Source organism: Borreliella sinica (assembly GCF_033969665.2).
Lineage (GTDB): Bacteria > Spirochaetota > Spirochaetia > Borreliales > Borreliaceae > Borreliella > Borreliella sinica.
In genome coordinates this window covers 696,034-708,785 of the sequence record NZ_CP135180.1, presented here as the reverse complement: position 1 = coordinate 708,785, position 12,752 = coordinate 696,034, and the positions used below count along the sequence as shown (strand labels likewise).

The 12,752-nt window shown below is 27.4% G+C and carries 8 protein-coding genes, 1 tRNA gene and 1 pseudogene; 8 read left to right on the top strand and 2 right to left on the bottom strand.

What is annotated here, in order from left to right:
- Nucleotides 1-252 precede the first annotated feature (252 nt).
- The 4 genes and pseudogenes from prfA to QIA41_RS03305 all read left to right on the top strand — a co-directional run bounded on the left by prfA (nt 253) and on the right by QIA41_RS03305 (nt 6,407).
- On the top strand, nt 253-1,326 hold the full coding sequence (prfA, locus tag QIA41_RS03320) for a peptide chain release factor 1 (protein WP_320292605.1): 1,074 nt from the start codon (nt 253-255) through the stop codon (nt 1,324-1,326).
- Between the two features lie 2 nt (nt 1,327-1,328).
- Nucleotides 1,329-2,163, top strand: a pseudogene (gene prmC, locus QIA41_RS03315) (peptide chain release factor N(5)-glutamine methyltransferase).
- On the top strand, nt 2,147-4,150 hold the full coding sequence (gene spoT, locus QIA41_RS03310; RefSeq protein ID WP_320292604.1) for a guanosine-3',5'-bis(diphosphate) 3'-pyrophosphohydrolase: 2,004 nt from the start codon (nt 2,147-2,149) through the stop codon (nt 4,148-4,150). Before prmC ends, spoT begins: the two are co-directional and overlap by 17 nt.
- Nucleotides 4,140-6,407, top strand: coding sequence for a hypothetical protein (locus tag QIA41_RS03305; protein ID WP_320292603.1), 2,268 nt, complete (start codon nt 4,140-4,142; stop codon nt 6,405-6,407). Before spoT ends, QIA41_RS03305 begins: the two co-directional genes overlap by 11 nt.
- On the opposite strand, the gene QIA41_RS03300 is transcribed toward QIA41_RS03305, so the two are convergent.
- Together QIA41_RS03300 and QIA41_RS03295 are read right to left on the bottom strand one after the other, a co-directional pair.
- The gene (locus QIA41_RS03300) at nt 6,404-7,489 is read right to left on the bottom strand and encodes a D-alanine--D-alanine ligase (protein WP_320292602.1); all 1,086 of its coding nucleotides are present in this window, start codon (nt 7,487-7,489) and stop codon (nt 6,404-6,406) included. The genes QIA41_RS03305 and QIA41_RS03300 overlap by 4 nt on opposite strands.
- 1 nt (nt 7,490) lies before the next feature.
- Nucleotides 7,491-9,017 (bottom strand): UDP-N-acetylmuramoyl-L-alanyl-D-glutamate--2,6-diaminopimelate ligase, encoded by a 1,527-nt coding sequence (locus tag QIA41_RS03295; RefSeq protein ID WP_320292601.1) that lies wholly within the window; start codon nt 9,015-9,017, stop codon nt 7,491-7,493.
- 114 nt (nt 9,018-9,131) lie between these two features.
- On the opposite strand from QIA41_RS03295, the gene QIA41_RS03290 reads away from it, so the two are divergent.
- The 4 genes from QIA41_RS03290 (at nt 9,132) to hflC (ending at nt 12,488) form a co-directional block, all read left to right on the top strand.
- Nucleotides 9,132-9,204, top strand: a tRNA-Cys gene (locus QIA41_RS03290).
- An 85-nt stretch (nt 9,205-9,289) separates the two neighbouring features.
- Complete coding sequence (locus tag QIA41_RS03285; RefSeq protein ID WP_320292600.1) at nt 9,290-10,528, top strand: hemolysin family protein; 1,239 nt, start codon at nt 9,290-9,292, stop codon at nt 10,526-10,528.
- 52 nt (nt 10,529-10,580) lie between these two features.
- Nucleotides 10,581-11,516: an FtsH protease activity modulator HflK gene (hflK, locus tag QIA41_RS03280; RefSeq protein WP_320292599.1), complete on the top strand. Its 936-nt coding sequence runs from the start codon at nt 10,581-10,583 to the stop codon at nt 11,514-11,516.
- The gene (gene hflC, locus QIA41_RS03275; RefSeq protein ID WP_320292598.1) at nt 11,517-12,488 is read left to right on the top strand and encodes a protease modulator HflC; all 972 of its coding nucleotides are present in this window, start codon (nt 11,517-11,519) and stop codon (nt 12,486-12,488) included.
- Nucleotides 12,489-12,752 lie beyond the last annotated feature (264 nt).

Here is a 12,752-nt window from a genome sequence, read left to right as displayed (position 1 = left end):
TATATACGAATACAAAAAATCTAATCTAACTTTAATATCCAACTTAATAACATTTATTATATAAAAAAACATGAAAAAATATAATTGATCTTTTTGCTTAAGTTTATTCTATTTATTACATAAAAACAGTTTATTAAAAAAATATTAAAAGAAAACATAAAAACAGACATCTTAAAGCAAAACTTACTAAAAAATCTAACAAAAAAATCTAAAATTAATATAAACTATTACTATCTTTCAGGAGAAATCATAATGTTTTTAGAAAAATTAAATTCAGCAACAAGTAAGATTAAATCAATAGAAGAAAAATTGCAAGATATAAATCTAATTAAAAATCAAAAAAAATATTCTAAAATAATAAAAGAATATACATACTTAGAAAAAATAAATACTAAAAAAATTGAATACGAAAAAATATTAAACCAAATTAATAATAACAAAACCATCTTGGAAGAAGAAGATCAGCAAGAAATGAAAGAACTAATAAAACAAGAATTGATTGAATTAGACAAAAAGAAAGAAGATCTTGAACATCAAATAAAAATACTGCTTTTACCTCAAGATGAAAATGATAGTAAAAATATAATAATTGAAATTAGAGCTGGAACAGGTGGAGAAGAAGCTGCACTTTTTGCAAACAATCTTTATAGCATGTATATAAAATATTCAGAGCGTAAAAAATGGAAAACAGAAATCATAAACTTCAACGAAACAGAGCTTGGGGGATTTAAAGAAATAATCTTTGAAATTAAAGGAAAAGATGTGTTTAAAAAATTAAAATACGAAAGTGGAGTTCACAGAGTTCAAAGAATCCCTATAACAGAATCTAACGGGAGGCTTCAAACCTCGGCTGCCACTGTAGCGGTATTACCTAATATTGAAGAAACTGAAATTGATATTAACGAAAAAGATTTAAGAATTGACGTTTACAGATCATCTGGAGCTGGTGGACAACATGTTAATACAACCGATTCTGCAGTTAGGATAACGCACATTCCAACAGGAATTGTTGTACAATGCCAAAATGAAAGAAGTCAACATAAAAACAAAGATCAAGCAATGAAAATACTAAGAGCAAGGCTTTATGAATTTGAAGATTCCAAAAAACAAGCACAAAGATCAAACAATAGAAAACAACAAGTGGGTTCGGGAGATAGATCTGAAAGAATTAGAACCTATAATTTTCCTCAAAATAGAATAACAGATCATAGAGCAAACATCACTCTTTATAAATTAGAAGAATTTATGCAAGGAGAACTAGATCCACTTCTTGATCCCTTGACAATAGAACTTCAAGAACAAATATTAAAAAGTAACAACGTATAGCAATGAATGTAAAAGAAGTTATAAATTATGCTAAAAGTAAAAATCTAGATACAATAGAGGCACTACTAATACTTGAATTAATTTTAAAAACAAAAAAAGAGTTAATAATTGCAAATACAAAAAAAAGCTTGACAAAAAGAGAAAAAAACCTTTTTTTTGCTCAAATAGATAAAATGGAAAAAGGAACTCCTATTCACTACATACTACAAAAAAAAGAATTTATGGGCATTGAATTTAAGCTAAACAAGCACGTCTTAATCCCAAGATTTGATACAGAATGTTTGGTGGAAGAAGCCTTAATTCAAATTCAACAAAATGACTTTAAAAAAATATTAGACTTATGCTGCGGCAGCGGATGCATAGGACTTTCCATTGCCTATTACACGAAAAAAAAAGTAATGCTCTCAGACATTTCAATAAAAGCTTTACAAATAGTTATAAAAAACATAAAAAAGCTTAAGCTTGAAAAATTTGCAGAAATAATTCACTCTAATTTGCTAGACTGTATAAAGGGAAAGGTTGATATAATTATTTCTAATCCTCCTTATTTAAACAAAGAAGAATTAGAAATAAAAAATAAAATAAACAAAGAACCCGCAAAAGCTCTTTTAGGATTTGGGAAAGATGGACTTAGTATTTCTAGAAAAATACTAAGTCAAGCAAAAGAAAAGCTTGCTCCAAATGGACTCTTAATAATAGAATCGGCTCCTTGGCAAATAAAAAATCTTAAGGATTTTGCAATTAATAAAGGATTTACATATTTAAAAACCATTTATGATCTTGAGAAAAGAGCAAGAGCGCTGGTATTAGGACAAAGGGCATGATACAAGCATATGAGATTGCACACTTAATAAAGATAAATGATCTTGAAAAAGCTAGAAATATTTTCAAAAAAACTATTGAGAACACTTACAAGGATGAATTTGAACGAAAAAACATATTTAAGGCTTTAGAAATAGCAGAACAGCTTCACTACGGTCAATACAGAGAAAGTGGAGAACCTTACATTATTCATCCAATAATGGTTTCATTATTTCTTGCCAAATTCCAACTGGATTTTAAAGCAACTATTGCTGGGTTACTCCATGACGTACTTGAAGATACAAATATTGAAAAAGAAGAAATAGTAAAAGAATTTGACGAAGAAATTTTAAGCTTAATAGATGGCGTAACAAAAATCCATGATTTACACAATAAAACAAGAAGTATAAAAGAAGCTAATACTATTTCAAAAATGTTTTTTGCAATGACGCATGACATTAGAATAATAATAATAAAACTGGCAGACAAACTTCACAATATGACAACCCTCTCTTATTTACCCAAAAATAGACAAGACAGGATTGCAAAAGATTGCCTTTCAACTTATGTTCCAATAGCAGAACGCCTTGGAATCTCATCTCTTAAAACATATCTTGAAGATCTTTCATTCAAGCATCTTTATCCTAAAGACTACAAAGAAATAAAAAATTTTTTATCTGAAACAAAAATAGAAAGAGAAAAAAAATTATATAAAGGTAAATTATCAATAGAAAAAGAACTTCAAAAAAGCGGAATTGAAGCGGAAATCACAGTAAGGTCAAAACACTTTTATTCAATATTTAGAAAAATGCAAGCAAGAACAAACAAGCTTACTCAAATTTTTGATACTCTAGGAATAAGAATAATTTGCAAAAAACAAAAAGAATGTTATGAGATATTAGAAATTGTTCACAGAGTTTGGAAACCAATCCCAGGAAGACTTAAAGACTATATTGCAAGTCCAAAAGAAAATAAATATCAATCACTACACACTACTGTAAGAATACCTGAGGACAACCAGCTTATTGAAATACAAATTAGAACAGAAGAAATGGACAGAATTGCTAATTATGGAGTTGCAGCTCACTGGATATACAAAGAGCAAATTGCACTTAAAGCCGATGATCTTTCATTTATAAACCGAATAAAAAAATGGCAACAAGAATCAGCTAACAAAAGCCAATACTCAATGAATGATATACACAAAGAGTTGTTAAATACATTTATATATGTTTACACCCCAGAAGGAGAAGTAGTAGAGCTTCCTTTCGGATCAAATTCAATTGATTTTGCATACATAATACACACAGATATTGGAGACCAAGCTCTTTATGCAAAAATAAATGGAAAAATAAGTTCAATCACAAAACCACTTAAAAACGAACAAATTGTTGAAATATTCACATCAAAAGACTCAAAACCAGATGTAATATGGCTAAACAGCGTGAGAACAAAAAAAGCCCGATCAAAAATTAGATCATGGCTTAACAAAAATGATAACACAATTTTTGTAGACAACAATATTATTGCATATCTTGTTGGGGCAAATAAAGAGCAAAGAAAACTTTTTAGCTTATTTAAAGCTTATACCAAAAACAAAATAAAAAGAATTGCAATAGACTCTGAATGCAATCCTACAACAGGTGAAGATATTATTGGAATAATACATAAAGATGAAATAATAGTACATAATGAAAATTGTCAAAAGCTCAAATACTATAAAAAAAATCAATTAATTGAAGTTGAGTGGGAAGCAACACCAACTAGAAAAGTGCATCACATTATTTTGCTTTTAAAAGAATTGAAAGGGATATTTAGCTATCTTGAAAACATTTTCACAATCAACGACGTAAGACTTATTAGCGAAAAAATAGAAGACTGCGGAAATGGTCACGGAATAACAAACATAATAGTCTCATCAAATACTAAAAATATAACAAAAATTATTTCGGCTTTAAAAGAAAACCCAAATATCTTACAAATAATGAAAGTAGAAGAAGATATTAAAAATTATGACAATTAGGATATTGTTACCATTATTATTATTAATAAACTCAACAAATACCCCTATTGCACCAAACAAAATGGAAAAAAATGTATCTGATCCAAGCTATAAAATTGCAAGTACAGAAATTGAAAAAAACATAAAAGAGCATATTGAAAAAATTCATCAACCAAACAAGAGGCAAGAAAAAATAACAGACACTTTTAACTATATAAAAAAATATTTCAATGCAAATGAAATTAAATATATGGAATATTCTTTGCAAGAAATTGGATTTATTGGATATTCACAAAAAATAATACATTCTAAAATCAAAGGGAAAAGCACAAATACTTATAATATAATCATTCCAATCAAAATATTAAATAATTTAAAAAATAATTTAGCAATTGGAATTGCTATTGAGCTTTTGAGTAAACTTAAAAATACTAACCCTGAAAATAACTTAAATTTTTTTTTTGCTGAAGATGATTCTTTAGAAGAAAATACAATAATTAGCAGCAGAATTTTACTTAGCAATAATTATTTAGGGAAAAGTGCAAATACAATTTACTTAATGCTAAACGAAAATAAAGTAAAAAATAAAATTTTCTTAGAAAATGAATCTTTTATAACAAATTCAAAAACAAATTTGGGATTTTTAAAAGCTATTATAAAAGCCTTTGAAAAGAATAAACTTGATTTTAATGCAGCAAAAATAACTGAAAAAAAATTAAACAATTTATACAATCTATATTGGGATGAATCCATACCCTTTTTAATAATAAATAACAATGTGAATTCTATATTGACTCAAAATAAAAATACTATCTTTGAAATATACAAATCAATAGAAGAAACATTAACTAATCAGCACAAAAGTAAAAATACTGATGAAATACACTATGTTGTAATCGACACGCCTTTTAAAAAAATAATAATCAATGAAATAGCTTTAATAACATTGATTTACATTTGTTACAACTTAATAATAATTGTATTTATTAGAAAATTCAAAGAAGCTGGACTGATCATGAAGAAAGTAAAAAATGATTACTATAAATTGGTAAGGTTGTTTTTTACTTTATTTTTAAGTACGTACCTATCTTTATTGCTTACAGATAAAATATTTGCAAGCAATGAAAACACAGTGACTTACGGTATATTGAATCTTAAATATCTAATCACTTTTTTTGCAACTTTATTTATTCACAATCTTTTGTCTCTTTTTACATATAATTTCACAATATATTTAAATTACAGGCAACTTAAATATCTGGCAATATCAACCTCTATGATTGAACTAATAATATTAATGTTTATTAAAATAGAATTTATCTTAATAATTATCATAAAAAGCATTCTTCTATTAATAAAACCAAATAAAAATACTATTATTCAAAAAATAATAGTAATAATTATTTGGATAATCAATTTTGTTTTAATAACATTAATACAAAATACTACATCAATCACAAATACACTTACACTAAGCTATCTAATCTCAATTTGCTTTTTTTCAACTATATTTATTAACATCTCAAAACATTCAAAATCTAAACTTTCAAAAATTAAACAAAATTTAAAAAAAGCTGAAAAAATTGGACTTGTGGCCTTTTTTTTAATAACCACAATTATAATATCTAGCAATATCAAAAAAGAAGGGGATGAAATAACAATAGAACAAACGGTTAACTTTCCAGAAAAAACAAATAAAATAAAAATTGAATACCTAAAGGGCAACAAAAATCCTATTCAAATAATTTCAAATGACTTTAATATAACTTTACAAGCAAACGAAAAAACACTAAAAACTAACATTAAAGCTGATGATGATCTAATGAATATAGATTTGAAAAAAATAGATATAGCAGAAAGGGCTGTTTATAGAATTGATTTAATTACTCAAAAAATTGCAAATCAAATCGAATTACATTTTAAAAACGCATCTAAACTGATAATTTATCAAAGCAATACCCCTTATAAAATATTAGCCAATAAAATTATTTTTTCACTTAAAAATATTAACTCTAAAAAAACAACAATCGCATTTACTCTTAAATCTCAAGATGACATAGCATATGAAGCATTTGCAAATCTTCATGTTAAAAAAAATCAAGTTAAAATTTACAATAAAGTCAATAACTCAGAAGAAAAAAACATAAAGATAAATTACACTTACAAGATAAAATATTCAGGAATATTGCCTAAAGCAGAAAAATATAAAAATCTTGAATACTTTAAACTAACAAATGATAAAGAGATTGAAAATTTAAAAAATTTAAAATTAAATTAATCTTCAAAATTAATCCTTTTTTTTCTATTAATGAAACTTTGAAAAGCATAATCAATTAAATTATTCACCAAGTCTTTAAACTGAAGACCATCATGACTACACATTTTGGCAAACATAGATATATCGGTAAATCCCGGAATAGTATTTATTTCATTAAGATAAATTGTTCCTGTTTTTTTTTCAACAAAAAAATCGACTCTTGCCATACCTCTGAGTTCTAAATTCTTATAAACAAGAAAAGCATATTCCTTAATACTTAACAGCTGATTTGTCTCAAGATGTGCGGGGATATTAAAGATAATAGAATTTCCGGGAATAACAGAATATTTAGCATCATAATCATAAAATATAAAATCCTGCACAACAATTTCTCCAGGAGAAAATATTTTCATCTTTTCATTCCCAATAATAGAGCATTCTATCTCTCTAGCCTCAATAAATTTCTCTATTACAACGGTAAGATCATATTTTAAAGCTTCCTTAATAGAAGATTCAATCTGATTTTCACTGTAAGCTACATTTATTCCAATAGAAGACCCTAATACCGAAGGTTTAACAATAACAGGGTAGCCTAAAATCTCCTTAACCTTTTTTTTTACTTCCTCTTTATCTAAGAAATAATCATATTGTCTAAAACCAATAAAGGGCACTAAAGGAATATTAAAACTTTTAAGCAAAAGTTTGCAAAAGTATTTATTACTAGAAATAGCACTTCCCATAATACCAGCACCAACACAAGGGATGTCCATCATTTTTAAAACTCCCTGAATAGCGCCATCCTCACCAGTTCTTCCATGAACAACAGGAAAAACAACATCAATCTCAAGATTTTTATTATTTGAAAAAATTCCAATACCTGGCAATAAACTAACAATAGGCAAAGAATCTACATTGATAGGATCTGGAGAATCAGAAACAGAATCTAATAAATACCAGATACCTGTGCACTTATCAATATAAACAGGATAAACATAATATTTATTTAGATCTAAAAGAGCTATATAAATACTATAAGCGGATTTACAAGAAATTTCATGTTCAAAAGACACACCACCAAATATTAACATAAGATTTTTTTGCACATCACTTCTCCTTTTTTGATTTTTCTAAACTCAAAATGGCGTTTTTAACTACTTCTTGCTCATTCCAAAAAACTTCTCTATTTTTATAAATTATTGAACTTTCATGACCTTTGCCTAAAACCACAACCAAATCTCCCTCTATTGCAAGACTTATTGCTTTTTCAATAGCCTGCATTCTATCAGGAATGAAAAATAAATTCTGATTTACGACTTTCTTCACAATTCCTTTTGCAATATCTTTAATTATACACATACTATTCTCTCCTCTTGGATCTTCATCGCAAAGTACTATTAAATCAGAATAAATATCTGAAATTTGCCCTTGTAAAAATCTTTTTGCAACATCTCTTTCTCCTGCAGAGCCAAAAACAGAAATCAATCTATTTGAAGCAAATCTTTTAAAAATAGGAAAAAGCTTAGAAAAAGAACCGGGTGTATGAGCATAATCAATTATTACAGAAAAATTTTGCCCCAAGTTAACACTATCCATACGCCCATCAAGACTTTTAAGACAAATAAGACTCTCAACAATGTCTTGAATGTCACTATTTAAAATTTGAGAAACCAAAATAAGAGCAGCCATCACATTCTCAACATTAAAACTCCCCAACAGATTAACATTAGCAAAATATTTAACTCCTTTGTGATAAAATTCAAAATCGGTAGAATCTATTTTCTCATCAATAAAGCTGACAAAAAAATCTGCTTGACTACTTTTTAAACTATAAGTAAAGGATTTTTTAACAGCATTCTTAAATTCAGAAGAATAAAAGTCATCAAGATTAATAACTCCAAAACCCACATCGTCACTAACTGATCGGAAAAGCCCTAGCTTTACATTCAGATAATTTTGAATTGTACCATGAAATTCAAGATGTTCATGTCCAATATTAGTAAAAACAACCGCAAAATAATTAACATCAATAAGCCTTGCTGTTTCACGATCAAGCCCATGAGAAGTAGATTCAAGAATCGCATATTGAACCTCATTTTCAACCATATTGTTTAAGAATAAATGAATTTCTGTAGACTCAGGAGTTGATTGTCTGTAAGGGTTTTTAATTAAACTCCCACTACCATCATCAAAAAATACTGTCGATATAAAGCCTACTCTAACGCCTTTATTTTTCAAAAGCAAGTATATGTAATAACAAACGGAACTTTTACCGTCAGTACCAGTAACTCCAATAACTTTTAATTTTTTTGAAGGCTCATCATAAAAAATATTTGAAAAATTAGACATAAATTTTCTTATATTAAAATCATCCACCTTAATATAAGTAACATTGGGGTTGTAAAAATAAATATCTCGTGAACATACAATAACATTACTACCTTTTTGAATTGCGTTTTCAATAAAATCATGTCCATCAAAATGAATTCCTGGAAGAGCGAAAAACACAAAACCAGGCAAAACTAATTTAGAACTGTAAGTAACCCCTGATATTTCTAAATCAAGAGAACCTTTTACAAATCTTATTAAATTTTGATCCAATTTTAATAAAACATTATTAAGTTTTTTATTCATATATTAAAATTTTACATAAAACTAATAAAAATAGCTAAGAAATCCAAAATTATCCTTAAATAGAAAATATGTTTACAATTTCCTATTTTTTTAATAAACTAAGCAATGTTGCAAGGCGCTGTACCCAAGTGGCTAAGGGAGAAGTCTGCAAAACTTTGATTCGCCGGTTCGATTCCGGTCAGCGCCTTTAAAAGTCAAATCAAAAATATTTTTACTGCTTAAGAGTATAATTTAAAGCATTTTTATTAAAGATAAATTAAAATAATACATATATGCTAGAATTAATCGTGATACTACTATTTATAATATTATCTGCTATTTTCTCAGCATCTGAAACAGCTTACACTTCCTTAAGCATAATTCAGATACAAGACATTAAAAAAAAAGGAAAATTGGGAATATCGGTATACAACTTGGTGCAATCTCCTTCAAAATTAATCACCACTATTCTTATTGGGAATAATATATCAAATATTGTTGCAAGTACACTTACAACAAAATTTGTACTTGAAAAATATGGAAACAGTGCACTTGCAATATCAACAGGGCTAATAACAATAATTGTTTTAATTTTTGCAGAAATACTTCCAAAACAAATTGCAATTCTAAACAATGAAATTATTGCTCTATCTATGTCATTTTTTTTAAAACCGTTAATTATTATATTTACTCCTCTAATATATATAATAAACAAAATAATAAAAAAAATATTAAATTTCCTTAAAATTAAAACGAGCTATAAAATAACCAAAGAGAGCATCAAAAATATGCTCTCTTTGGCAGGAAATTTAGGAATTTTAAAAAACGACTCTAGAATATTTATGCAAAAAATGTTAGATATAGATCAGGTAAGAGCTTCTGAGATCATGACTCACAGAACAGAGGTTTTTTCGCTCTCAAGCTCATCAAAACTAAAAGATGTAATTAAATTGATTAAAGAAGAAGGATATTCTAGGATTCCAATATACAAAAGGCAAAGCAGAGAACAAATAATTGGAATTTTAATAGCTAAAGACCTTATAGAGGTCAATAAAAAAGATATGAATAAAAACGTTTCTCAATTTATTAAACCGGCTGTATTTGTACAGCAAAACAAAAGAATAAAAGACATACTAGATATTATGAGAAAAAAGCAAAAAATAATGGCAATTGTAATTGATGAGTATGGCGGTTTTTCAGGAATACTTACAATAGAAGACATAGTTGAAAAAATTTTCGGAGCAATATCTGACGAATACGACATTCAAGAAGAAAAACCTCTGATCACACAAATCAGTAACAATACTTACTCAATACTTGGAGAAACTACTTTTGATGAGATTGAAGAGATAATTGGAATATCCATTAAACATAAAGAGTATACAAATACAATTGGGGGATACTTAATAGATCTACTTGACAAAATACCAACAAAAGACGAAACCGTAAAAACAACTGATGGAGAATATTTTATTAAGGAAATTCAGAATAATAAAATCGAAACAATAACCTTTATAAAATCTAAAAAGTAGTGATAAAATTCGCTTAAAAAATAAAAATAATTAAAAACATTGGGGGAAGCAGATGTTTGACATAAAACAAATTTTTAATAAAACTTACGAATATTTAATAATTATTATTACTTTAATACTAATATCAATAATAATTATTGCAAACATATTCATAGTCGGACCATCAGAAGAAGCAATTGTACTTCGCCTTGGCAAGCTTAACAGAACTCTTGGTTCAGGGATACATATGAAGATTCCATTAATTGAAGAAAAATTTATCTTACCTGTAGAAATAGTTCAGGAAATTAAATTTGGGTTTATAATATCTCCAAACGATATTAGAGGAAATGACAATGAAAGTGATGAGGGGATGATTATAACTGGGGATTTAAATATCATAAACATTGAATGGTTGGTACAATACAAAATAAGCGACTCTTACTCATATAAGTTTAAAGTAGAAGACCCCGAGACAACAATTAAAGATATTGCAAAATCATCAATGAACAGATTAATTGGAGATAATACTATTTTTGAAATAATCAATGACAACAGAGTAGGAGTCACAGAAGGTGTAAAATCTTCTATGAATGAAATAATAGATAACTATAATTTGGGGATTGATGTAGTGCAAGTACAAATTAGAAATGCCCTACCCCCAAAAGGAAAAGTTTATGAAGCTTTTGAAGATGTAAACATTGCCATTCAAGACAAAAACAAATATATAAACGAAGGGAAAAGAGAATTTAATCAAATAGTACCTAAAATTAAAGGTGAGGCATTAAAAGTTATTGAAGAGGCCAGGGGATACAAAGAAAGCAGAATAAACAATGCGTTAGCAGATACAGAAATTTTTAATGCCATACTAGACGCTTACTTAAAAGATCCCGATATTACAAAAGAAAGACTCTACAATGAAGCTATGAAAGAAATACTTGAAAACAAAGACGATATTGAAATAATTGACAAAAACTTCAAAAATTTTCTACCATTTAAAGAGGTGAAATAAATGAAATTTATAATAAATCTTTTATTATCTACTGTAAAAATTATAGCCTTTACAATAATAGCTTGCTTGGCTATTTTGTCTATTTTTCAACCAATTTATATTTTGAAAGAAAATGAAATTTCAATAACCACTCGACTTGGAAAAATTCAAAGAACTGAAAATTTAGCCGGGCTTAAATATAAAATCCCATTAATTGAAAATGTACAAATATTTCCCAAAATCATTCTTAGATGGGATGGAGAACCTCAAAGAATCCCAACAGGGGGAGAAGAAAAGCAATTAATATGGATTGATACAACAGCTAGATGGAAAATTGCAGACATAAATAAATTTTATACAACAATAAAAACAATGAACAGGGCTTACGTTAGAATTGATGCAGCAATTGAACCGGCCGTTAGAGGAGTTATTGCAAAATACCCTTTGCTTGAAATTATAAGAAGCTCAAACGATCCAATTCAACGCCTGTCCAACGGAATACTCACTCCCCAAGAAACAAACAATAATAGTATTTATCAAATAACAAAAGGACGAAAGATAATCGAAAAAGAAATAATCGATATAGCAAATGACAATACTAAAGATATTGGGATTGAAATCGTTGACGTGCTAATAAGAAAAGTTACTTACGATCCAAGCCTTATTGAATCTGTAAACAATAGAATGATTTCAGAAAGACAACAAATAGCAGAAGAACAAAGAAGTATAGGATTAGCTGAAAAAACAGAAATTCTTGGAAGCATAGAAAAAGAAAAACTTAGCTTATTAAGCGAAGCAAAAGCTACTGCTGCAAAAATAAAAGCTGAAGGGGACCGAGAAGCCGCAAACATTTATTCAAATGCATATGGTAAAAATGTTGAATTTTATAAATTTTGGCAGGCATTAGAAAGCTACAAAGCAGTATTAAAAGATAAGAGAAAAATTTTCTCAACAGATATGGACTTTTTTCAATATCTTCACAAAAGAGATTGAAAATTTCATGAATAAATTTTTTCCTTAAATACTTATGAAATACACACCTTAAAACATTGTTATTATAAATCAAATAACAATGCAAATCTTTATTTAAATTTTTTAAAAAATTAAAATCATTTAAAAAGTTACCTCAAACAATATATTGCTACACAACATTAAAAAATAACTAAATTTTCAAAATTGCTTATTCTAAAGTCTAAAGCCGGTCATAAATCATTTTCTAACGCTACATTCAAAAATCTAAAATTTAAAAAGAGTTGA